Raw genomic sequence first — 23,773 nt, 5'->3', positions numbered from 1 at the left:
TCTATGCGTGCAAAAGCGAACGCCCGCAAGGCCTTGCGGCAATGCGGGCGTCAAAGAAGGCTGAACGCCTTCGGGCTGCGGTATAAGCGGTATTACGTCTTCGGCGCGTCCCGTAATTCGCGGCGCAGGATCTTGCCGACGTTGGTCTTGGGCAACTCCTTGCGGAATTCGATCACCCGCGGCTGCTTGTAGCCGGTGAGGTTAGCGCGGCAATGCGCCTTCACATCATCGGCCGTCAGGGCCGGGTCCTTCTTCACGATGACCGCCTTGACGATCTCGCCGGACTTGTCATCCGGCACGCCCACGGCGGCCACTTCCAGCACGCCGGGCATTTCGGCGATCACGTCCTCGATCTCGTTGGGGTACACGTTGAAGCCGGACACCAGGATCATGTCCTTCTTGCGATCGACGATGTAGACGAAGCCCTGTGCGTCCATGCGCGCGATGTCGCCGGTATGCAGCCAGCCTTGGGCATCCATGACCTTGGCGGTTTCATCGGGTTTCTTCCAGTAGCCCTTCATGACCTGCGGGCCCCTGATGCACAGCTCGCCGATCTCGCCCACGGGCAGTTCCGCGCCGGCGTCGTCCTTGATGCAGGCATCGGTGGACGGAATCGGCAGGCCGATCGAACCGTTGTAGTCCTTCAGGTCCATCGGGTTGATGCACGCGGCCGGCGAGGTTTCAGTCAGGCCGTAGGCTTCGACCAGGGTCAGGCCGGTGACTTTCTTCCAACGCTCGGCGACCGAACGCTGGACGGCCATGCCGCCGCCAAGGGTCATCTTGAGCGAGGAGAAATCCACCTGATCGAATCCGGGCGTATTGAGCAGCCCGTTGAACAGCGTGTTGACGCCGGTGAACGCGGTGAAGCGGGTCTTTTTCAGCTCCTTGACGAAGCCTGGCATGTCGCGCGGGTTGCTGATCAGGTGGTTGCAGCCGCCGATCTTCATGAAGACCAGGCCGTTCGCGGTCAATGCGAAGATGTGGTACAGCGGCAGCGCGGTGATCACCACTTCGTGGCCTTCTTCCAGCTTGCCGGTACCCGCCAGCCACTGGTGCGCCTGCTGCATGTTGGCGACCAGATTGCGGTGGGTCAGCATTGCGCCCTTGGCCACGCCGGTGGTGCCGCCGGTGTACTGCAGGAAAGCGATGTCGTCGGGTTCGATCTGCAGCGTCGGCACGCGGTGCTTGCGGCCCAGCGCCAGCGCCTCGCGGAAGCGAATCGCGCCGTTGATGCGGTAATCGGGCACCAGCTTCTTGACGTACTTGACCACGAAGTTGAGCAGTGCCGCCTTCGGGAAGCCCAGCATGTCGCCCAGGCCGGTGGTGATGACTTGCCTGACCGGCGTGTCGGCGATGACCTGCTGCACGGTGGTGCCGAAGTTGTCGATGACCACCAGCACGCTGGCGCCGGAGTCGATCAACTGATGCTTGAGTTCGCGCGGGGTGTACAGCGGATTGACGTTGACCACGGTCAGGCCGGCACGCAGCACGCCGAAGGTCGCGATGGGGTATTGCAGGCAGTTGGGCATCATCAAGGCGACGCGGTCGCCTTTCTTCAACTGCAGCTCGCCAAGCAGGTAGGCGGCGAATTGCTCGACCAGCTGATCCGCCTCGCGGTAGGTGATGGTCTTGCCGAAGCTATGGTACGCAGGCCGGTCGGCGAAGCGTTTCACGGAGGTGGCAAACACCTCGGCCACCGTGCGGAACTGCTCAAGATCGATTTCGGCGGCAACGCCGGCCGGATAACTTTGCAACCAAGGACGTGCCTGATTCATCTGCCCCCCTCCAGGGTGTTCTCGACGCGCCGCAGTGTGTTCCACGGCGTTACAACAGCTGGCAGCATACCGTCATGGATGGAAAAGGCGAAGCGTGATGCAGAGCAGCATTCAAGGGCGGTGGCGCCTGGCGTGGGTGGGATTTTGCATGTTGGTCTTGCTCGGGTGCACGCGTGCTGCGCCGGAACAACGTCTGCGCGCCACGCTGGAGCAGATGCATCAGGCGATCGAGGCGCGCGAGATCGGCGATGCGATGGCGCCGGTGGCCGAGGATTTTGTTGGCGAACATGGGCTGGACGCTGCCGGGTTACGGCGCTTGATGCAAGTGCAGATGCTGGGCAATCAACAGCTCGGCGTGACCATGGGGCCGGTCGATGTGGCACTGCGCGGTGATACCGCCACGGTGCGCTTCACCGCGCTGTTGACCGGCGGCAACGGGCGTTGGGTGCCCGATCAGGTGCAGACCTATCAGGTCACCACCGGTTGGCGATTGCAGGGCAGCGACTGGCAGCTGTACCACGCGCAATGGGTGCCGGCGGCGCGTTGACCGCGCCGATGCAGTGGAACGCGGCTGCCGCTTGGTGCGGCCGGACGCATGGCGCCAGGGCATGGATGGGGGGGCGTGAGGCATCTGGCCGAAGCGCGCATCGCCCGGTGACGCCGTTGCGTTGCGACAAGGTGGAAGGTGGCCCTCCGGCTGGCTGCCGTTGGCTGGGCAATACAGCCTGTTGCCGCCTTCTTCTGCGCCAAATATCTCGCTGGTGAGATCGATGTCCGTGTGCCGGCGATGGCATCGGTCACCACCAACGGCGGAGGAGGGAATTCAGTTCGACGTCGGGATGCACGCGTCCTTTGTTCACCGCCGCGTGATCGCCGTTTTTTTTTGAGAGGCCGGAAACGCCACTCCCGCCGAGCGGCGGGAGTGCGTTGCATCGTTGCAGCGCAATGCGCGCTGTGGTCAGGCTGCCTTGCGTGCCGCCAGTTGCCGCAGCACATACTGCAGCAAGCCGCCGTGCTTGAAGTACTCCACTTCCTTGGGTGTCAGCAGCAGCACCTTGACCTGGAACTGCTTGACGCTGCCGTCGGACTTTTTCGCATTGACGGTGGCACGGCGGCTGGCGCCGTCCTGCAGGCCGGTGATGTCCAGCACTTCCGAGCCATCCAGGCCGAGCGTCTGTGCGTTTTCGTTTTCCAGGAACTGCAAGGGCAGCACGCCCATGCCCACCAGATTGGAGCGATGGATACGCTCGAAGCTTTCGGCGATCACGGCCTTGACTCCGAGCAGGTTGGTGCCCTTGGCCGCCCAGTCGCGCGAGGAGCCGGTGCCGTATTCCTTGCCGGCCAGCACCACCAGCGGCACGCCGTCGGCCTTGTACTTCATTGCGGCATCGTAGATGGCCAACTTTTCCGGCTGGCCGCCGCCGGCTGGGTAATACAGCGTGTTGCCGCCTTCTTCGCCGCCGAACATCAGGTTCTTGATGCGGATGTTGGCGAAGGTGCCGCGTACCATCACATCGTCGTTGCCGCGGCGGCTGCCGTAGCTGTTGAAGTCGGCCGGCTGCACGCCGCGTTCCTGCAGGAAGCGGCCCGCCGGCGAATCCTTCTTGATGTTGCCGGCCGGCGAAATGTGGTCGGTGGTGATCGAGTCCCCGAACAGGCCCATGATGCGTGCGCCGTGCACGTCGTCCACGTTGCCCACCTGCATGGTCATGCCGTCGAAGTAGGGCGGGTTCTTGATGTAGGTCGAGGCTTCGTCCCACGCGTAGAGCGCGCCATCGGGCGAGGCGATGGTGTTCCAGCGCGTGTCGCCCTTGAACACGTCGGCATAGTTCTGCTTGAACATCTCCGGGCCGACGGTGGCGGCGATGGTGTCGCCGATTTCCTTGTTGCTCGGCCAGATGTCGCGCAGATACACCGGCTGCCCATCGCTGCCGGTGCCCAGCGGCTCGGTGGTGAGGTCGATGTCGGTGGTGCCGGCGATGGCATAGGCCACCACCAGCGGCGGCGAGGCCAGATAATTCATCTTGACCTCGGGGTGTACGCGGCCTTCGAAGTTGCGGTTGCCCGACAGCACCGAGGTCACCACCAGATCGTCCTTGGCAATGGCCGCAGACACGTCTTCCGGCAGCGGGCCGGAGTTGCCGATGCAGGTGGTGCAGCCGTAGCCCACCACGTAGAAGCCAAGCTTTTCCAGGTCGGTGAGCACGCCGGCCTTTTCAAGATAGTCAGTGACCACGCGCGAACCTGGCCCGAGCGAGGTCTTGACCCACGGCTGCGCCTTCAGGCCCTTGGCCGCCGCGTTACGCGCGAGCAGGCCGGCGCCCAGCATCACCGCGGGGTTGGAGGTGTTGGTGCAGGAGGTGATTGCGGCGATGACCACCGAGCCATCGCGCAGCTGCCAACCCGCACCGCTGGCGCCGGCGCTTTCTGCCTGCGACGCCTTCGCACCGACGGCGGTGCCGCCGCCACCTTCGTTCTTGAGGCGGTCTTCCTGCTTGAGATCGGCCAGCTTCTTGCTGCGCGCGTCGGCGAACGGCTTGAGGCTTTCGCGGTAGTTGGACTGCATGTCTTCCAGCAGCACGCGGTCCTGCGGGCGCTTGGGGCCGGCCAGCGACGGCTTGACCTGGCCCATGTCCAGTTCCAGCGTGGCGCTGTACCGGGCGGGCGGGGTAGTGGCGTCGTGCCACAGGCCCTGCGCCTTGGCATAGGCCTCGACCAATGCAATCTGCTCCTCGCTACGGCCGGACAGGCGCAGGTAGGTCAGCGACTCCTCATCGACCGGGAAGATGCCGCAGGTGGCGCCGTATTCGGGCGCCATGTTGCCGATGGTGGCGCGGTCGGCCAGCGGCAGGTGCTGCAGGCCGTCACCATAGAACTCGACGAACTTGCCCACCACCCCGAGCTTGCGCAGCATCTGGGTGACCGTCAGCACCAGGTCGGTGGCAGTGGCGCCCTCGGGCAACTTGCCGGTGAGCTTGAAGCCCACGACCTGCGGGATCAGCATCGACGACGGCTGCCCCAGCATGGCCGCTTCCGCCTCGATGCCGCCCACGCCCCAGCCCAGCACGCCGATGCCGTTGATCATGGTGGTGTGGCTGTCGGTACCGAACACGGTGTCGGGGTAGGCGACCAGCGTGCCGTCCTTCTCGGCGCTCATCACCACGCGCGCCAGGTTTTCCAGGTTCACCTGGTGCACGATGCCGGTGTTGGGCGGCACCACCTTGAAGTTCTCGAACGCCTTCTGGCCCCAGCGCAGGAAGCCGTAGCGTTCCTGGTTGCGCTGGAATTCGATCTTGCCGTTGAGGTCGAGCGCGTCCGGCTTGCCGAATACATCGACCTGCACGGAGTGGTCGATGACCAGTTCGGAGGGAATCTGCGGGTTGATCTGGTCGGCATTGCCGCCGAGCTTGACCACCGCATCGCGCATGGCGGCCAGGTCCACCACGCAGGGCACGCCGGTGAAGTCCTGCAGTACCACGCGCGCCGGCATGAAGGCGATTTCGATATCGGGCTCGGCGGCGGGGTCCCACTTGGCAACCGCTTCGATGTGGTCCTTGCCGACGGTCACGCCGCCGTCTTCATGGCGTAGCAGGTTCTCCAGCAGGATCTTCATCGAATAGGGCAGGTGGCCGATATCGAAGCGTTCGCCCAGCTTCGGCAGGCTGTAGTACGCGTAGCGCTTGCCGTGGACCTCAAGTGAGGTGCGAGTGGAAAAGGAATCGCTCATGCATCACTCCTATGGCATCGAAGGCTTTAGGTAGGTGCCCATTCTGAGCGATTCAGTGTGTACGTACGGTGTGTCCAGACCGATCTGCCAACTTGAGTAGGGCGGTGCAAGTACGTATCATGCGTGCATACTTTCTGGAGCATGCTCATGGAAGCCACCGTTGCCGAACGCGGACAGATCACGCTGCCAAAGGCCGTGCGCGATGCCCTGGGCCTGACCAAGGGCACCACGTTGAAGATCGAGCTCGACGGCGGGCGCATCATCCTGCGCAAGGACGTCAGCGAGGCGCTGCGCAAGGTGCGCGGCAAGTTCAAGCTGGTCGACGGCCTGACCAGCACCGATGCGGCCATGCGCGTGATCCGTGGCCGCGCGCCCGGGGATCCGTTCGACCCATGATCGCCCTGGATTCCTCGGTCCTGCTGGACATCCTGATCGGCGACCCGGTCTATGGCGAAGTGTCGGAGGTCTGCATCGGCGACGCGCTGGCGCGCGACGAAGTGGTGGTCTGCGACGCGGTGGTGGCCGAGGTGCTGGCCATGCTCGACACCCAGGTCGACCTGATGGAAACCCTGGCCTCGATCGGCGTGCGCTACGAGGCCACCCAGGAAGCGGCGGCAGTGCGCGCCGGCCATATGAACAAGCGCTTTCGCGCGCGCGGCGGCAAGCGTGAGCGGGTGGTGGCCGACTTCCTGATCGGCGCCCACGCCATGCTCCAGTGCGACGGGTTGATCACCCGCGACGAGGGCTTCTTCCGCGATTACTTCAAGGGTTTGAAGATCATCGTTCCCAAACCCGCACCCTGATCCACGTTCGCGCTTTACCACCTTCACCGCTGCTTTTTTGGAGAACCCGCATGTTGGAAGCCTATCGCCACCACGTTGCAGAGCGCGCCGCGCTCGGTATCCCGCCGCTGCCGCTGACCGCGCAGCAGACCGCCGAGGTCATCGAGCTGTTGAAGGCTCCGCCGGCTGGCGAGGAAGAATTCCTGGTCGAGCTGCTCAGCCAGCGCGTGCCGGCCGGCGTCGACGACGCTGCCAAGGTCAAGGCCTCGTATCTGGCCGCGGTTGCCTTCGGCACCGAGACCACCGCGCTGATCAGCCCCACACGCGCCACCGAGCTGCTCGGCACCATGCTGGGCGGCTACAACATCCAGCCGCTGATCGACCTGCTGGACAACGCCGAGCTGGGCGCCACTGCCGCCGAAGCGCTCAAGCACACCTTGCTGGTGTTCGATGCGTTCCACGACGTGCAGGAAAAGGCGCAAGCCGGTAACGCGCACGCCAAGGCCGTGCTGCAGAGCTGGGCCGATGCCGAGTGGTTCACCAGCAAGCCGGAAGTGCCGCAGAGCCTGACCGTGACCGTGTTCAAGGTGCCGGGCGAAACCAATACCGACGACCTGTCGCCGGCGCCGGATGCGACCACCCGTCCGGACATCCCGCTGCATGCGCTGGCCATGTTGAAGAACAAGCGCGACGGCGCGGCGTTCGAGCCGGAAGAAGACGGCAAGCGCGGCCCGATCCAGGCCATTGCCGACCTCAAGGCCAAGGGCCATCTGGTGGCCTACGTGGGCGACGTGGTCGGTACCGGTTCCTCGCGCAAGTCGGCGACCAACTCGGTGCTGTGGTGGACCGGCGAGGACATTCCGTACATCCCCAACAAGCGCTTCGGCGGCGTGTGCCTGGGCAGCAAGATCGCCCCGATCTTCTACAACACCATGGAAGACGCCGGCGCCTTGCCGATCGAGCTGGACGTGTCGCAGATGGAGCACGGCGATGTGGTCGAGCTGCGTCCGTACGACGGCAAGGCGCTGAAGGACGGGCAGGTGATCGCCGAGTTCGCAATGAAGTCGGACGTGCTGTTCGACGAAGTGCGCGCCGGCGGCCGCATTCCGCTGATCGTCGGCCGTGGCCTCACCGCCAAGGCGCGCGAATTCCTGGGCCTGCCGGCGTCGGACCTGTTCCGCCTGCCGATGGACCCGCCGGACACCGGCAAGGGCTTCTCGCTGGCGCAGAAGATGGTCGGCCGCGCCTGCGGGCTGCCGGAAGGCCAGGGCATGCGCCCGGGCACCTATTGCGAGCCGAAGATGACCTCGGTGGGTTCGCAGGACACCACCGGCCCGATGACCCGCGACGAGCTGAAGGACCTGGCCTGCCTGGGCTTCTCGGCCGACCTGGTGATGCAGTCGTTCTGCCACACCGCCGCCTATCCGAAGCCGGTGGACGTCAAGACCCACCACACCTTGCCCGAGTTCATCTCCACCCGCGGCGGCGTCTCGCTGCGTCCGGGCGACGGCGTGATCCACAGCTGGCTCAATCGCATGCTGCTGCCCGACACCGTGGGCACCGGCGGCGACTCGCACACCCGCTTCCCGATCGGCATTTCGTTCCCGGCCGGCTCCGGCCTGGTGGCCTTCGCCGCCGCCACCGGGGTGATGCCGCTGGACATGCCCGAGAGCGTGCTGGTGCGCTTCAAGGGGCAGATGCAGCCGGGCGTGACCTTGCGTGACCTGGTCAACGCGATCCCGCTGTACGCGATCAAGCAGGGCCTGCTGACCGTGGCCAAGCAGGGCAAGAAGAACATCTTCTCCGGCCGCATCCTGGAAATCGAAGGCTTGCCGAACCTGAAGGTGGAGCAGGCGTTCGAACTCTCCGACGCCTCGGCCGAGCGTTCGGCTGCCGGTTGCACCGTGCACCTGGATAAGGCGCCGATCATCGAGTACCTGACCAGCAACATCACCCTGCTGCGCTGGATGATTGCCGAGGGCTATGCCGATGCGCGCACCCTGGGCCGCCGCATCAAGAAGATGGAAGACTGGCTGGCTGACCCGCAGCTGCTGCAGCCCGATGCCGACGCCGAATACGCGGCGGTCATCGAGATCAACCTGGCCGATATCCATGAGCCGATCGTGGCCTGCCCGAACGACCCGGACGACGTGAAGACGCTGTCGGAAGTGGCCGGCGCGGCCATCGACGAAGTATTCATCGGCTCGTGCATGACCAACATCGGTCACTTCCGTGCCGCGGCCAAGCTGCTGGAAGGCAAGCGCGACATCCCGACCCGCCTGTGGGTGGCACCGCCGACCAAGATGGACGCCTCCGAGCTGACCAAGGAAGGCCATTACGGCACCTTCGGCGCGGCCGGTGCGCGCATGGAAATGCCGGGCTGCTCGCTGTGCATGGGCAACCAGGCGCAGGCACGCGAGGGCGCCACGGTGTTCTCGACCTCCACGCGTAATTTCCCGAACCGGTTGGGCCGCAACACCAACGTGTACCTGGGCTCGGCGGAACTGGCGGCAATCTGCTCGCGCCTGGGCCGCATTCCGACCAAGGACGAGTACATGGCGGATGTCGGCGTGATCAAGACCAGTGGCGATCAGATCTACCGCTACATGAACTTCGATCAGATCCAGGAATATCAGGACGTGGCAGAGACCGTCGCCGCCTGATTCTTCCGGCAGGTTTGCTGTCCCGAAATGCCCGGCACTGCCGGGCATTTCGCTTTTCGGGCAACGGTTTCGTGTAGTCGTCACGATACCCGGCGTTAAAGCAAATACCAGCTGACTGGATTGTGGCATTGCAACAAAAATCTGAAGTGCGCAGGTCTAGAGTCCCGCCGCTCTACCACTGCCCGTTGATGCCCATGCCCACTTGCACAATCTCCGGTCAAACCCTGCATTACACGCAACACGGCCGCGGTTTCCCGGTCTTGCTCGGCCACAGCTATCTCTGGGACGCTGCGATGTGGGAGCCGCAGATCCAGGCGCTGTCGCAGCATTACCAGGTCATCGTTCCCGAGCTATGGGGACACGGGCAGTCAGGTCCGTTGCCGCACGGCACGCAGCAGATCGGCGATCTTGCCGGGCACATGCTGGCCCTGCTGGACGCACTGAAGTTGCCGCAGTGCGCGGTGGTCGGCCTGTCGGTGGGCGGCATGTGGGCCGCCGAGCTTGCCCTGATGGCGCCGGAGCGCGTGCGCAGCCTGGTGTTGATGGATACTTTCCTGGGCGCCGAGCCAGCCGCCACGCGTGCGCGCTATTTCGGCCTGCTTGATGCCATCGAGACGGCCGGGCAGGTGACGCCTGCGCTGATCGAGGCGATCGTGCCGATCTTCTTCCGCCCTGGTATCGATCTGAGCTCGGCATTGCCGGCCGCCTTCGCGCAGCGTCTGGCGGCGATGTCGGCCGAGCAGTTGCGCGCATCCATCGTGCCGCTGGGCCGGCTGATCTTCGGCCGAGCCGACCGCCTGGATGCCCTGTCCGCGCTGGAACCGGCCAACACCTTCCTGCTCGGTGGCGCCGAGGACATTCCGCGCCCGCCCGAAGAGGTGTGGATGATGGCCGAGGCAATCTGTTGCGATTACGAGCTGATCCCGGACGCAGGCCATATCGCCTCGCTGGAAAACCCGGCCTTCGTCAACGCGCAGTTGCTGGGATGGCTGAAGCGGACGGTGGGTGAGACCGAGGTGGAGCTGATGCGAGTGGGATGAGGTAATGACCTCGCCCGACGAGGGATGAGGCGACTGGTTCCTTCTCGCCGCCTCACTTTTTACGGACAGGAGGCGGGCTTGAAGCGCTCTCTCGTTGGAGATGGCTGAAGCGCCGCAGTTGTCAGGATGATGTTTCCCTTCTCCGGTCGGGACACTCTCCTCCTTTATGGAGGAGAAGGTGCCCGCGGGGCGGATGCGGGTACGGCGTCGGCGCGATGCGTGGTTGGCCTTACCCTCACCCCACTCCCTCCCGCGGGGAGAGGGGCTTAAAGCCCTCTTTCGTAGGGAAGGGCTTGCAGCGCTGCTCTTCTGCAGGAGGAGGCTCATGACTTGCCACGCCATGGCCCGCCTTTCCTGGCTGGAAGGAAGTTCGAAGCGGTGATCGTTCGGCGGTTGCGTTATGACGGTTGCGCGCCCAGCCAGGCTTCCAGTGCCTGGGCCGGTAGCGGCCGCGAGAACAGATAGCCTTGCAGCACCTCGCAACCCAGGTCGGCGAGGAACAGGCGCTGCGCTTCGTTTTCCACACCTTCGGCGACCACGTGCTTGCGCAGGTGCTCGCCGATGCGCAGCACCGAGGTGGTGAGCGCGCGTGCGTCTTCGCTGTGTTCGATATCGCGGACGAAGCTCATGTCCAGTTTGAGTTCGTCGATCGGCAGACGATGCAAGTGGCTCAGGCTGGAATAGCCAGTGCCGAAATCGTCCAGCGACAGCGAGATGCCGGCTTCGCGAATGGCGTGCAGGTTTTCCAGCACGCCCGGTTGCCCGGACAGCATCACGCTTTCGGTCAGTTCCAGGGTGAGATCGGACGGCTGCACGCCCAGTTCGGCGATCAGCTTCAGCAGGTCGGGAAGCATGCGCGGGCTTTCGAAGCCGCTTGCCGACAGATTCACCGACACGCGCGCGACCGGCACGCCACGCTGGCGCCAGTCCGCGACCTGTTCGCAGGCACGTCGCAGTACCCAGGCGTTGAGCTGCGGCATCATGCCTTGCTCTTCAGCCACCGGCAGAAACCGCGCCGGCGATACCGCGCCCAGTTGCGGATGATTCCAGCGCAGCAGCGCTTCCACGCCATACAGGGCATGCGGCGCGGCGCTGTGCATCTGCGGCTGGTAGTGCAGCTGCAATTGATCGCGGCCAATGGCCTGGCGCAGCTCGGCCTCCAAGGCCACGCGTTCCTGCGCCATGCGGTTCATGTCGGAACTGAAAAAGCGGAAGCGCCCACCGCCTTCCTTCTTGGCGCGATTCATCGCCAAGTCGGCATGGCGCAGCAGGATGTTGATGTCGTGGCCATCCTCGGGAAACATCGCCACGCCGATACTGGCCGAGGGATGCACGGTCATATGGCCAACCGGCAGCGGGCTGGCGATGCTGACCAACAAACGCTCGGCGGCGGCACTGGCCTGCTCTGCGCTGCATTGCGGCAGCGCGAGCGCGAACTCGTCGCCGGATAGCCGCGCCAGCATCGCCGTGGCGGTGATCTGGTCGTTGACGCGCAAGGCGATATCGCGCAGCAGGCCATCGCCTGCGGCGTGCCCCTGGCTATCGTTGATGAGCTTGAAGCGATCGATGTTGATGAACATCAACGCGGCCGGTTCGCCGGCGTATTCGGCCTGGGTCAGTGCCTGCTCGGCACGCGCGCTGAACATGATGCGGTTGGGAAGGCCCGTGAGCGTGTCGTAGAACGCCAGTTGATGCACGCGCTGGCGGATCTGCTCGCGTTCCAGCGCCAATGTGCACAGCTGCTGGCACAAATCGGTGAGCCGCATATGCCAGGCATCGGCACGTTGCGGCTTGCGGTAATACAGCGCGAAGGTGCCGAGCACGCGCGCGCTGTTGGAGCGGATCGGCGTGCTCCAGCAGGCGCGCAGGCCCCAAGGCAAGAGCGTGTCGCGATACGCCTCGAACAATGGGTCGGTGGCGATGTCTTCCACCATCACCGCGCGACCGCGCCAGGCCGCGGTGCCGCAGGCGCCGGTGCCCGGGCCGATCTTCAAGCCGTTGACTGCGTCGGCGTATTCGGGCGGCAGGCTGGGCGCAGCCAGCGAATGCAGGCGACCTTGATTGTCCGCACTCATCACCGTGGCCAGCACATCCGGTGCGATGCGTTCGACCTCGGTGCAAATCAGCGTCATCACCTCGATCAACGGGCGTTCCTGCACCAGGGCCTCCAGCACGCGGTGCTGCAACACCTCGTGCATCTTGGTGTCGGTGATGTCGGTCAGTACCGCCACGTAATGCGAGGGAGCGTGGTTGGCGTCGTAGATCGGGTTGAAGTTCAGCGAGATCCACAGCGGCGTGCCGTCCTTGCGATAGACCAGCAGGTCGGCACGGGTGTGCTGCAAGGCATCGGCGCGATCGCGAACGCGAGCGACCTCGCTTTGGTCGCTTTGCGCGCGGGTCAGGACATCGGAGGGACGCAGACCGACCAGCTCGGCTTCGGTGTAGCCGAACATGCGCTGGAAGCCGTCGTTGGCGTACAGCAGGCGCGATTGCAGGTCGCAGATGAGAATGGCGCTGCTGCTGCCATCCAGGGCTTCGGCGAGCAGACGCGCGCGGCGTTGGTCGGGCTGTTCGCCGGCCTTGGCCATGCCGGCGGTGACCGGGCCGGGCCTGATCTGGCCCGTGCCTGGGGCGTTGGCATGGATCGGCTCAGCCGTCAGCGGCGTGCGGTCCATCGCTGCATCCACGCCAGCGCCCACCACGCTTCCCGGTGCCGGAGGAAGCGTTGGGTTGGTCGGGTGCGAGGGATGCGCGGCCATGCCGGATCAGCGCGCCTGCGCCGACAATGCGAGCAAGCGCTCGGCCACGCGGTCCAGCGGCACCACTTCCTGCGCGGCGCCAAGTTTGTACGCGGCACCGGGCATGCCCCAGACCACGCTGCTGGCTTCATCCTGCACCAGCGTCGGCGCGCCGGCCTGCAGCATTTCCAGCAGGCCGCGTGCGCCGTCGTCGCCCATGCCGGTGAGGATGGCGCCCACCGCATTCGGGCCGGCATTGGCGGCAACGGAACGAAACAGCACGTCCACTGCCGGCTTGTGGCGATTGACCGGCGGGCCATCGTCGATGCGGCAGCGCCAGCGCGCACCGTCGCGAATGATGCGCAGATGCTGGCCGCCCGGCGGCAGATACGCATGGCCGGGCAGGATGGCCTCGCCATCGGTGGCTTCGCGTACCGACATGGCCGAGTGGCGGTTGAGGCGCTCGGCGAATGCGGTGCTGAAGCTGGCAGGCAGATGCTGGGTCATCACCACCGCGGGCGCATCGGCGGGCATGTGTTCGAGCACCACGCGCAGCGCTTCGGTACCACCGGCGGAGGCGCCGATGGCGATCAAGCGGTCGGTCGTGCGAAAGCGCAGCGCGCTGCCGGCCACCGGTGCCGATTGCATATCCAGCGTGACTTTGGGCGCGCTCGGACGATTGAGTGCGCTGACCTTGGCTTTGGCGGCCATCTTGACCTTGCTGACGATCTCTTCGGCGTAGCCTTCCAACCCGCGTGCGACGTCGATCTTGGGCTTGGACACGAAGTCCACGGCGCCCAGCGACAGGGCCTGCAAGGTGGTGTCGGCACCGCGCTCGGTCAGCGATGAAATCATCACCACCGGGGTAGGGCGCAGGCGCATCAGGTTTTCCAGAAATACCAGGCCGTCCATGCGCGGCATTTCCACATCCAGCGTGATGACGTCCGGATTGAGGCGCTTGATCTTTTCGCGCGCCAGCAACGGGTCGGCGGCCGAGCCGACCACTTCGATGCCGGCGTCGCGCGACAAAATTTCGGTGAGCATCTGACGCACGACCGCCGAATCGTCGACGATCAATACACGCACAGGGGTTTCCAGCGTCATTCGAACAACTCCACTCCACCGGTAACCGGTGCTTTGGACAGACGGGCGCGCACGGCCGATTCGGTGGCGGCGACTTCGGCTTCGTGTGCGTGCGGCAAGCGCTGCACGACGACGCGGCCAGTGGTCGCGAAGAACCACACCTTGCGCGGATGGATGCCACACAGATCTTCAGCGATGATGGGAATATGTTCGGCCTGCAGGTACTGGCGCACGAACTCGGCGTTGCGGGTGCCGACCGGGTTGCTGGTGAAGCCCTTCAGCACGTTGGCGCCACCGAAGACCTTGGCTTCGATGCGTTTGCGGTGCGCGCCGCGCTTGAGCATGTCGTTGATCAGCAACTCCATGGCATAGCTGCCGTAGCGCGTGGGCGCTCCGTCGCCGACCTGGCCTTTGGGCAACAGAAAGTGGTTCATGCCGCCGATCTTGAGCACCGGGTCGCGCAGGCAGGCTGCAACGCACGATCCCAAGGTGGTCGTCAACGCGGTGTCGTCGTCCACCACCAGGTATTGGGTGGGCAGCAGTTTGGCGGCAATGGTCTGGAACCGCGAATCGCGGTAGCGCATGACGTCGTCGACTTGCACGGCAGTACTCATGCTCAGGCTCCTGCGCGCGGTGCGCGCCGATACAGCGTGCGCCCGCACGGCTGGATCAGATCGGCCGCGTGCAGGTAGTTCTCCGAGTGCCCGGTGTAGAGCAGGCCGTCCTCGCCCATGTGACTGACCAGGCGCGACAGGATGCCGCGCTGGGTGGGCTTGTCGAAGTAGATCATCACGTTGCGGCAGAACAGTGCTGCATACGGACCGCCGACGTCGTAACGCGGTGCCAGCAGATTCAACTGGCGGTATTCGATGAGCTGGCGCAGCGCCGGAATGACCCGGCATTTGCCTTCATTGGGGCCGCTGCCGCGCTGGAAGTACTTGCGCTTGATCGCTGCATCCAGCGAGGCGACACGGTCGATGGCATAGACGCCGTGCGAGGCGGTTTCCAGTACCTGCGTGTCGACGTCGGTGGCGACGATGCTCACCGGCGGGGTCAGCGTGCCGAAGGCTTCGCAGGCGGTGATGGCGATGGAGTAGGGCTCCTCGCCGGTGGAGGCGGCGCACGACCAGATCTTCAACGGCGCCTGCGAGGCGCGCTTTTGCAGTTCTTCGCGCAGCTTGTCGAAATGGTGCGGCTCGCGGAAGAACGAGGTCAGGTTGGTGGTCAGCGCATTGGTGAATGCCTGCCACTCTTCTTCATCGTTGCCGGCTTCGAGCTGGTCGAGGTAGTCGCGGAACGAGCGCAGGCCGAGCACGCGCAGACGACGCGACAAGCGGCCATACACCATGTCGCGCTTGGCCGGCGCCAGTGCGATGCCGACACGCTGGTAGATCAGGTCGCAGACACGCTTGAAGTCGCGGTCGCCGAAATCAAATTCGCGTGTGTCTGAAGCGGAAGTCGTTGTCGTCATATCCATACGCGTCGTGAGCTATAACTGGATATCGGCCACGGAGCCGCGCAACTGAAGCGCCAATGCGTGGATTGGGCGCGGTTGGGCTCGCTAGCTCGTCCGATGGGGACGGCGGCTGGCGATGGGCGCACAGAGGCAAAGATGCCCCATCGGCGTGCTGCCGCAGCGTACGCGGGGATCAACGCAGGTGCCTGTCCCAAATGCACAACGCCCCGGCAGTGCCGGGGCGTTGTGGTGACAGCGGTGAATCAGAACTCTTGCCAGTTACCGTCGGCCAGTGCGGCCTGGGATTTGGCTGGCCGCGACGCGCTTGCTGCTGCGCGTGCCACCGGCTTGGCGGCGCTCTTCACTGCAACCGGGCGCGAGGCGATCGGCCGGACGCGTGCGCTTTGTGGCGCCTGCGTAGCCGAGTCGTCCAGCTTGAACACCGACACCGCTTCGGCCAGATGACCTGCCTGCTCTTCCATCGAGCGGGCGGCAGCAGTGGCTTCTTCCACCAGCGCAGCGTTTTGCTGGGTGGTTTCGTCCATCTGGGTGATGGTCTGGTTAACCTGCTCGATGCCGGACGACTGCTCCTGCGAAGCGGCAGAGATCTCGCCCATGATGTCGGTCACGCGCTGCACGCTGGCCACGATGTCGGCCATGGTGGCGCCAGCCTTGCGCACCAGTGCCGAGCCTTCGGCCACCTTGTGCACGGAGTCGTCGATCAGGCCCTTGATCTCCTTGGCCGCACCGGCCGAACGCTGTGCCAGCGTGCGCACCTCGGAGGCGACCACAGCAAAACCGCGACCCTGTTCGCCGGCACGCGCTGCTTCCACCGCTGCATTCAACGCCAGGATATTGGTCTGGAACGCGATGCCGTCGATGACGCTGATGATGTCGGCGATCTTCTTGGACGAGGCTTCGATGCCGGACATGGTGGTGACAACTTGCGACACCACTTCACCGCCTTGCGAAGCCACGCCGGTGGCGCCGATGGCAAGCTGGTTGGCCTGACGGGCGCTTTCGGCGTTCTGCTTGACGGTGGAGGTGAGCTCCTCCATGGAGGCGGCGGTTTCTTCCAGATTGGCGGCCTGCTGCTCGGTACGGTGCGACAGGTCGCTGTTGCCCGAAGCGATTTCGCCAGCGGCCGAATTGATCGCAGTGGACGACATCTTGATGCGCCCGACGATGTCGGCCAGCTGCTCGGCGGTGGCATTGGCATCGTCACGCATCTGTGCGAACACGCCGCTGAACTCACCATGCATGCGCACGGTCAGGTCGCCACGCGACAGCGCGGACAGCAGGGTCGAAATCTGTTCCAGGCTGCCGGCATTGGCATCCAGCAAGCCGTTGAGCTGCTGCGCCAGCTGCAGGAAGAAACCGTGCTTGCCGTCGGTTTCCACACGCCCGCTCATGTCGCCACTGGCGGCAGCGCGCACGATGCGGGCCACTTCTTCTTCCACCTGCACTTCGATGGTGCGGTCGCGCCATTCGCAGACTTCGCCGCTGGTCTCGCCCTGTTCGTTCTTGATGGAGGTGACGGTCTGCGCCAGCACCACTTCGCCGAAACGCTCTTCGAAGCTGGTGACGCCATCGCGTTCCAGTGCGGCAATGGCCTTGCGCACGGTCGCATCCGACAAACCCAGGTAGCTGATGTGCTGGCCGATCACCTTGCTTGCGTCGAATTCGGGCGATGCCAGGCGGATGCTGCTTTCGTACTGCGCCACGATCTTCTTGAAGGCGTCGTTGGCGTAGATCATCACGCGCTCTGGATCGGTGATGAAGGTGCCGGTCGAGGACTTGTCCAGCGCGGTGCGGATGCGCAGGTTTTCGTCGGCAATCTCCTGGTCGCGTTCAATGCGTTCCTTCAGGTCGCGCTGCATGCGCTGCATGGAGCGCATCAACTCGCCCACTTCGTCCTGGCCCTGTACGTTGATCTGGCCGTCCAGCTTGCCGCCGGCAATTTCGGTGGCCGTGGTGACCGCGCCGCGCATGCTCTTGACGATGGAACGGGCGAACAGGAAGGCCAGGCCCAGGCCGCCGGCGATGCCGATCAACAGCACCACCAGGGTCAGCGTGACGGAGGTGGCGTGGACCTTTTCGGCCTTGGTCTTGGCCGCCTGCGCGAGCAGGTTATCTTCGGCAATCAAGGCAGCCAGCGAATCCTTGGCCTTGTTGTGCAGGGTACGGGTCTCGCCGACGAAGGTGTCGATGGCGTCGTCGGGCAGATTCAGCTCCATCATTTCGTCGACGCTGGCATAGGAGGCCGATGCCTTCTTCCAGTCCGCCACGAACACGTCGAACAGCTTCTTCTGTTGCGGGCTTTCGATCAGACGCGGGTAGCCCTTGATGGTGGCTTCGATCTCGCCATTGAGCTTCTTGGCGCGGACCTTGGCTTCCTGCTTGACCGAATCGCTGGCGCGCACCAGGTTCTGGTAGGCCGCATTCCGGTATTCGCCGAGCATGCCGCGCAGATCGCCTGCCTCGCGCACGCTGGACATGGTGTTGCCGGCCAGGTCGCGGGTGACGTTATTGAGCGACGCCAGGCCCGAATAGGCGATGACGCCCTGGACGAGCATGATCAGCAGCACGATGCCGAACGCCAGCATCAGCTTGGGCATCAGTTTCAGATTGTTGATCCATTGCATTGACACGATTCCCCGTAGAAGTCAGTCCGCATAGCCGCAACAGCACATCGCCACGCGCGAGGGCGTGGCGATGTGCGAGGCGATTACTTGATGGTGGCGAGCTTCAGGCTGGCCGGGGAGCTGACTTCGATTTCGGCGCGCGAACTGTCGCGCTGGATCTTGCCGAGGACGCAGACGTCCTTGCCTTCGAGCGTTTCCGGGGCGAAGCTGAACTTGCCGCGGTTGGCGCCGTCGATGCGTGCGGAGAAGGTGTGGCGCGGGAACATGCCGCCCATGTACAGGAAGGTGGGTTCGCCTTCCGAGCTCTGCGCGTACTTGGCCTTTTCGACCTTGCCGCACACCATGCCGTCCTTGCCGACGAAGCGCGTCGCCATTTCCGGCGGAATCATTTCCTGCGACTGGGCCGACAGCGTGGGAGCAACGATCACGAGAGCAGCGACGGGGAGGAGCGAGAGCAGGAACTTCATTGGGATTCTCCAGAAATCAAAAGTCGAACGGTGACCCGTTGTGTGGACGCGGGCTTCATTCAGCTATCGGCTAACCGCCGTTCAACTTGAATCCGGAAAACGTGATTTTTATCTCATTTCCATCGAGTGGTGCGTCGCGTGTCGGGAGCTTCCTGACACGCGATCGTCGTAGATGCGATCGCACAAAAGCGTTGCGGCCGCCGGAGCGGTGCAGTGGGTGCAGGGTGCCACCGCATACGCTGAAAAGCGGCTACCGAACGGAGCGAATCAGCCAACAGTGGCAAGGGGCGCAGAAGCCGGAGTGCACATGTGCGACATCGGGATTCGGAGCGCCGACCACGCGTGTTCTGGCGGCCTGGCAGTCGTTTGGTAGCCGCTTGTCGTACATGGCGGCTCCTGCATTCCTCTACACCTCTCCGGCGACCGCAGGCGAGGCAACGCAGCCGTTTGAATCAGGCGGCTTCTTCCACCAGCTGCTGACCCAGCTCGGTGCTGTCCAGCAGGGTTTCGATATCCAGCAGGATCAACATGCGATCGTCCTGGGTGCCGATACCGGAGATGAAACGAGTGTCGACCGACGCACCGAATTCGGGGGTAGGACGGATCTGGTCGTCGTTGAGCGGAATCACGTCGGACACGCTGTCCACGACGATGCCGACCACGCGGTCCTCGACGTTGAGCACGATCATCACGGTGAAAGCGTCGTAGCGCGCTTCTTTCAGGCGCAGCTTCAGGCGCAGGTCGATCACCGGCACGATGGTGCCGCGCAGGTTGATCACGCCCTTGATGTAGTCCGGCGCGTCGGGCAGACGCGTGACCGAATCGTAGCCGCGGATTTCCTGCACCTTCAGGATATCCACGCCGTAGTGTTCTTCGCCCAAAGCGAAGCTGAGGAATTCACCACCTGTGCCGGTGGCAGTGCTTTTATCGTTCATGGAAACTCCGGGCGTTGCGGCTAAGTGTCGGGTTGAGGCAGGACTGCGGCAGCAGAGACGGATGCGGGATGCCCTAGCAACATCGGCGGGGTAGGCGGCAACTTTAGGTGCCGGCCCCGCGTGGTACGCGAGGGTTCAGAACACGCCGCTCTTGCGCGCATTGCGCTGGCGGTCGACACGGAAAATGTAGCGCTGGATGGTTTCGTCGGCGCCGCGCGGCAGGTCGCTGAACTGCATGCCGATCCGGAAGCCTTCGCTGCCGTTGGGCAGGGCCTGCTTGTGCTGGCTGCACACGGTCAGCGGCAGCGTGATCGGGGCGGTGTCGGGCAATTGCAGGATGCAGTTGCGGTAGGTGCGTTGCAATTCGAGCAAGGGCATCCCGTCGGTGAGGGACACCGCCAGGCCGCCGCTGCTGATGTCGATCACGCGCAGCTGCAGGTTGAACTCGTTTCCCTGCGCCGCTTCCTGGCGGATGGTGCAGACGGGCGAATCGGTGATCGGCGTTTCCAGCCGGTACGATTCGCGCCGCTGCATGTGGTACATCGCGGCAGGCAGGTCGACGCGGAAGGCGACGTGGATATCGCGCTCGATCCGTTCGGCCTTTTCCAGGCGGAAGCGGATGTTCACCCGTTCCAGTTGGGCGTAGCACAGCAGGTATTTGGCGCCCTCGATGGCGCGGTTGGAGGCATCGTTATGGCTGCCGTCCAGGATCACGCAGTCGTCGTCTTCGTCCACTTCCAGCACGGCGGTGGGCACGGCCATGTCGCGGCCAGCCACATGCATGGTCACGATGGCGCGTTGGTCGAGCAGCTGGCGCAGCAATCCACGGATCTGCCGCTTGTTGCGCAGCAGGTAGCGCTCGTCACCTTCGGCGAGGTGATCGGCGTCGTGGTCCAGCTCTGAGGTATCGCCTTGGGACATGGGCACAAGCACAGTAGAAGCGGGAAGGCGCCTGGCGGGTTGTCCCGGCGTCGCCTTGATATCGGCGGCAAAGCCAAATCTTTAAGGCGGCCGACCAAACTCTATGCCGATCGGTGGCCAGGCGCAGCCGCGATGGTCTGTGTGCAGCGCGTTCAGCCAAGCAAGCGTCAACGTCTGGCGCGAGGTCTTCGTTCTTCAATACGCCACCAGCGAACTATCTGGTGAGGGCACGGTGCCCTCTACGTGTTGTCGCTCGCTGCAGGATCCTTGCCCGCCCACCATCGCAGGACACGCTGCAACTACGTCCTTGTAAGCTCCTTGGCGGCATCCAAGCCGCCAAGGGTCCCGCGACGGTGGGCGGGCAAGGACCAGTCGCGTTGGTCGGTGTGCAGGGTTTCAACACCGCAACCAGCAACCACAAGCCGCGCGAAGCGGTGTCCTAACACTTCAGCACCGCCACCGGAAAACTGTCTGGCGCGGTGTCCTTGCCGGTTGCCGGACCGTTGGCGGCATGGATGCCGCCATCGAGCCGCCATGGACGGTTTTATGGCATGTCCCGCGGGCGGTGAGGGCAGCGCGCCCTCGATGCTGTGATCTGGCTGCAATGAATCGTCGTTGCCGTCTCAGCTGTAGGCATGGCGTGCGTTGGACAGCAGGGTGCTCAGGCGGTCCTGTGGCTCCAGGCGGAACACTGCCACCGCATCCACCAACTGTGCGGCCTGGTCTTCCATCGAGCGCGCGGCGGCAGTGGCTTCTTCCACCAGCGCGGCGTTCTGCTGGGTGGTTTCGTCCATCTGGGTGACGGTCTGGTTGACCTGGGTGATGCCTGCGGCCTGCTCGCGCGAAGCGCTGGTGATTTCGCCCATGATGTCGGTGACGCGCTGTACCGAGGTCACCACCTGCTGCATGGTGCTGCCGGCTTCGGAAGCCAGTGCCGCGCCGTTGCCGATGCGGGTGACCGAGTCTTCGATCAGGTGCTTGATCTCCTTGGCCGCGCCGGCCGAGCGCTGTGCCAACGTACGGACCTCCGAGGCCACCACAGCAAAGCCACGACCCTGCTCGCCGGCACGCGCCGCTTCCACCGCCGCGTTCAAGGCCAGGATATTGGTCTGGAAGGCGATGCCGTCGATCACGCTGATGATCTCGGCAATCTTTTTCGACGAGGCGTCGATATCGGCCATGGTGGTGACCACGCGGTTCACCACATCGCCGCCCTTTGCCGCCACACCGGCAGCATCCAGCACCAGGCGATTGGCCTGGTCGGCGTTGTCGGCGTTCTGCTTGACGGTGGCGGTGAGCTCTTCCATGGAGGCTGCGGTTTCTTCCAGCGCGGCCGCTTGCTGTTCGGTGCGACGCGACAGGTCGCCGTTGCCGGTGGCGATTTCGGTGGCGGCCGAATTGATCGTCAGCGACGAGTCCTTGATGCGGCGCACGATACTGGCCAACTGGTCGGCGGTGGCGTTGGCGTCGTCGCGGATGGTGGCGAAGACGCCCTGCAGCGCGCCGTCCATGCGTGCGGTCAGGTCGCCTTGCGACAGCGACGAGAGCAGGGCGGAGACGCGCGACAGACCGTCGGCGTTGTTGTCCAGCAATGTGTTGAGCTGTTGGGCCAGCAGCAACAGGAAGCCCTGCTTGCCGCGCACGTCGATCCGCTCGCTGAGGTCGCCGGCCGCGGCGGCTTCCACCACGTGCGCGACTTCCTGTTCAACCTGCACTTCCTGGGTACGGTCGCTCCATTCGACCACATAGCCCATGCGCTCGCCGGTGGCAGCCACGACCGGGCTGACCACTTCGTGCACGATGCGGCCGCCGATTTCGACCTGTGCGGTGTGCGTACTCTTGAGTTGATCCAGCAGGCGTGCCTGCTCGGGATTGCGATGGAACTGGTCGATGCGGGTATTGCCCAGTGCAGCGGCATCGAAGTTGGGAAGATCGTGCCGCAGGACGTCCTGCATCTCCGACAGCATGCGCTGCAGCGGGCGATTGACGTAAATGATGCGGCGCTCGGCGTCGGCGATCATCACATTGGTGCTGACGTCGTCCAAGGCGGTGCGCACGCGCAGTGCTTCGCTGGCGATCAGGTGGTCGCGTTCCAGGCGCGCGCGCAGGTCATCGCGCATGGTGCGCGCGTTGAGCAGCAGGCGACCGAGTTCGTCATGCCGGTCGATGTCAATCGCGTTGTCCAGGCGGCCGGCCGCCACGTCGCCAAGCACGCGTTCCACTGCCAGCAGCGGGCGGGTGACCATCTTGCGCGCGGCAATGAACACCACCGCGATGCACAGTGCCAGCACCACCAGCGAGAACAGCAGCATGCTGCCCATCAGCGCGTCCAGCGGGCCGTCGATGGCACTGCGCGGCTGCGCGCCAATCACTGCCCACTGCCACGGCGCGTAGCGCTGTGCGGTGACTTCGAAGGCCTGGCTGGCGCCCTTGCCATCGCGCAGCTGCAGGTTGGCGCTGGGCTGCTTGCCGTCCAGCACTGCCTGCAACAGGGCCTGCTGTTCGGCCGGCACCAGTGCCGCTAATGTGGCCGGGGTGCCCGGCGGAGCCGCGATGATCTGGCCCTGGTGATCGCCCGGCGCCATGTCGGCAATGACGAAATAGCCGTCCTGGCCCAGTTTGGTGGTGCTGACCTGGGCCTTGAGCGCGGCCAGGCCTTGGGTGTAGTTGCGCCCGACGAACAGCGCGCCAATGACCTCGCCGGCGGCATCGCGCAGCGGCTGGTAATGGGTCATGTACTGCTCGCCGAACAGCTGCGCCTGGCCGGTGAAGCTCTTGCCTTGCGACAGGGCGGCGTAGGCCTTGCCCTTGCGATCGAGCAGGGTGCCGATGACGCGTTCGTTCTGCTTGTTACGCAGCGAGGTGGTGATGCGCACGAAGTCGTCGCCGATACGGGCGAAGATCGTGGCAACGCCGCCGGTCGCCTTGGCAAAGCGGTCCACGGCGTCGAAATTGAGATTCAATGCCTGCTTGCCGGCACGCAGCGAGGGGGTGTTCTGCTCGCCGATGGTGACCGTGCTGGCGCTATCGAGTTCGCGCGCGCCGGTGGGGAGCATGTCGTCGAACACGCTGCCCAGACGCTGGGTGCCTTCGCTGAGCGTGACGTCGTACATCGCCACCGACTGCTGCATCAGTCGGGTGCTGGAGCGCAGCTCGGCCTTGACCTGCGATTCGATATCGCCAGCGGACTGGCGATAGATGGTCAGGGCCAGCAGCCCCAGCGAAATGGCGATGACCAGCGTGAGCAGTGCGGAGAGCCGCGTACCGACCGAGAGGCGGTTGAAGGAATGCATGAGGAATCGACCTTGCCCGGGGGAGGGCGTTACGAATGCGTGAGCTTGGTAGCGGCCGTTTATGCTCGAAATTGATTGTTCCCGTTGAAATCAGCACAAAATTAGGCATTCCATTCAGCATTCGCTGGCTGAAAGCGGTTTCACATCGTCCACCTTGTCACCGACGATTGTAAATTTTGGGTGAAACCAAAAGTGTCCTTGAGGGAGGCGACGGGCCGCATACGGCGGGCGAAATGGCGCCTTGCGGC

At 64.5% G+C, this 23,773-nt stretch carries 16 protein-coding genes and 1 pseudogene; 5 read left to right on the top strand and 12 right to left on the bottom strand.

The genetic code is table 11. The features are described from left to right. Positions 1-92: 92 nt before the first annotated feature. Positions 93-1,775 (bottom strand): fatty acyl-CoA ligase RpfB, encoded by a 1,683-nt coding sequence (gene rpfB, locus LN450_RS22595; RefSeq protein WP_029819303.1) that lies wholly within the window; start codon positions 1,773-1,775, stop codon positions 93-95. 97 nt (positions 1,776-1,872) lie between these two features. Between rpfB and LN450_RS22590 the strand changes: the two genes are divergently transcribed. Beyond that, positions 1,873-2,322 (top strand): hypothetical protein, encoded by a 450-nt coding sequence (locus tag LN450_RS22590; protein WP_033478483.1) that lies wholly within the window; start codon positions 1,873-1,875, stop codon positions 2,320-2,322. A 37-nt stretch (positions 2,323-2,359) separates the two neighbouring features. Here the strand turns inward: LN450_RS22590 and LN450_RS22585 are convergent. After that, positions 2,360-2,598, bottom strand: a pseudogene (locus tag LN450_RS22585) (hypothetical protein); the annotation flags it as partial. A gap of 135 nt (positions 2,599-2,733) precedes the next feature. After that, entirely contained in the window at positions 2,734-5,502 is a 2,769-nt protein-coding gene (acnA, locus tag LN450_RS22580) for an aconitate hydratase AcnA (RefSeq protein ID WP_011347219.1), read from the bottom strand. Positions 5,503-5,649: 147 nt separating this feature from the next. Here acnA and LN450_RS22575 point away from each other — a divergent pair, with 147 nt between their 5' ends. The 4 genes from LN450_RS22575 (at position 5,650) to LN450_RS22560 (ending at position 9,987) form a co-directional block, all read left to right on the top strand. Further along, positions 5,650-5,898 carry an AbrB/MazE/SpoVT family DNA-binding domain-containing protein gene (locus LN450_RS22575; RefSeq protein WP_003486316.1) on the top strand — a complete coding sequence of 83 codons (249 nt, stop codon included), beginning with the start codon at positions 5,650-5,652 and terminating at the stop codon, positions 5,896-5,898. Beyond that, positions 5,895-6,305 (top strand): type II toxin-antitoxin system VapC family toxin, encoded by a 411-nt coding sequence (locus tag LN450_RS22570; protein WP_008571495.1) that lies wholly within the window; start codon positions 5,895-5,897, stop codon positions 6,303-6,305. Before LN450_RS22575 ends, LN450_RS22570 begins: the two co-directional genes overlap by 4 nt. 50 nt (positions 6,306-6,355) lie before the next feature. Continuing rightward, positions 6,356-8,947, top strand: a complete 2,592-nt coding sequence (gene acnB, locus LN450_RS22565) for a bifunctional aconitate hydratase 2/2-methylisocitrate dehydratase (RefSeq protein WP_011347220.1) — start codon at positions 6,356-6,358, stop codon at positions 8,945-8,947. A gap of 194 nt (positions 8,948-9,141) precedes the next feature. Next, on the top strand, positions 9,142-9,987 hold the full coding sequence (locus LN450_RS22560) for an alpha/beta fold hydrolase (protein WP_039417609.1): 846 nt from the start codon (positions 9,142-9,144) through the stop codon (positions 9,985-9,987). Positions 9,988-10,385: 398 nt separating this feature from the next. Here LN450_RS22560 and LN450_RS22555 read toward each other — a convergent pair whose 3' ends face one another. The 9 genes from LN450_RS22555 to LN450_RS22515 form a co-directional block, all read right to left on the bottom strand. After that, positions 10,386-12,674, bottom strand: coding sequence for a sensor domain-containing protein (locus tag LN450_RS22555; RefSeq protein ID WP_041855119.1), 2,289 nt, complete (start codon positions 12,672-12,674; stop codon positions 10,386-10,388). 78 nt (positions 12,675-12,752) lie between these two features. Continuing rightward, positions 12,753-13,829, bottom strand: a complete 1,077-nt coding sequence (locus LN450_RS22550; RefSeq protein WP_003486327.1) for a protein-glutamate methylesterase/protein-glutamine glutaminase — start codon at positions 13,827-13,829, stop codon at positions 12,753-12,755. Beyond that, complete coding sequence (gene cheD / locus LN450_RS22545) at positions 13,826-14,422, bottom strand: chemoreceptor glutamine deamidase CheD (protein ID WP_011347223.1); 597 nt, start codon at positions 14,420-14,422, stop codon at positions 13,826-13,828. Before cheD ends, LN450_RS22550 begins: the two co-directional genes overlap by 4 nt. 2 nt (positions 14,423-14,424) lie before the next feature. Beyond that, a complete protein-coding gene (locus LN450_RS22540) occupies positions 14,425-15,285 on the bottom strand; it encodes a CheR family methyltransferase (RefSeq protein ID WP_011347224.1) in 861 nt (286 codons plus the stop codon). Positions 15,286-15,527: 242 nt separating this feature from the next. Further along, a complete protein-coding gene (locus LN450_RS22535; protein ID WP_011347225.1) occupies positions 15,528-17,909 on the bottom strand; it encodes a methyl-accepting chemotaxis protein in 2,382 nt (793 codons plus the stop codon). A gap of 83 nt (positions 17,910-17,992) precedes the next feature. Beyond that, entirely contained in the window at positions 17,993-18,376 is a 384-nt protein-coding gene (locus LN450_RS22530) for a hypothetical protein (protein WP_003486337.1), read from the bottom strand. A 452-nt stretch (positions 18,377-18,828) separates the two neighbouring features. After that, on the bottom strand, positions 18,829-19,311 hold the full coding sequence (locus LN450_RS22525) for a chemotaxis protein CheW (RefSeq protein WP_003486339.1): 483 nt from the start codon (positions 19,309-19,311) through the stop codon (positions 18,829-18,831). Between the two features lie 135 nt (positions 19,312-19,446). Beyond that, a complete protein-coding gene (locus LN450_RS22520) occupies positions 19,447-20,232 on the bottom strand; it encodes a flagellar brake protein (RefSeq protein ID WP_011347226.1) in 786 nt (261 codons plus the stop codon). 623 nt (positions 20,233-20,855) lie between these two features. Beyond that, on the bottom strand, positions 20,856-23,525 hold the full coding sequence (locus tag LN450_RS22515) for a methyl-accepting chemotaxis protein (protein WP_011347228.1): 2,670 nt from the start codon (positions 23,523-23,525) through the stop codon (positions 20,856-20,858). Positions 23,526-23,773: the final 248 nt, after the last annotated feature.

It is taken from the genome of Xanthomonas euvesicatoria pv. euvesicatoria, assembly GCF_020880415.1.
Taxonomy (GTDB): domain Bacteria; phylum Pseudomonadota; class Gammaproteobacteria; order Xanthomonadales; family Xanthomonadaceae; genus Xanthomonas; species Xanthomonas euvesicatoria.
The sequence above is the reverse complement of the archived record's forward strand: the minus strand, read 5'-3'. Positions and strand labels throughout refer to the sequence as shown.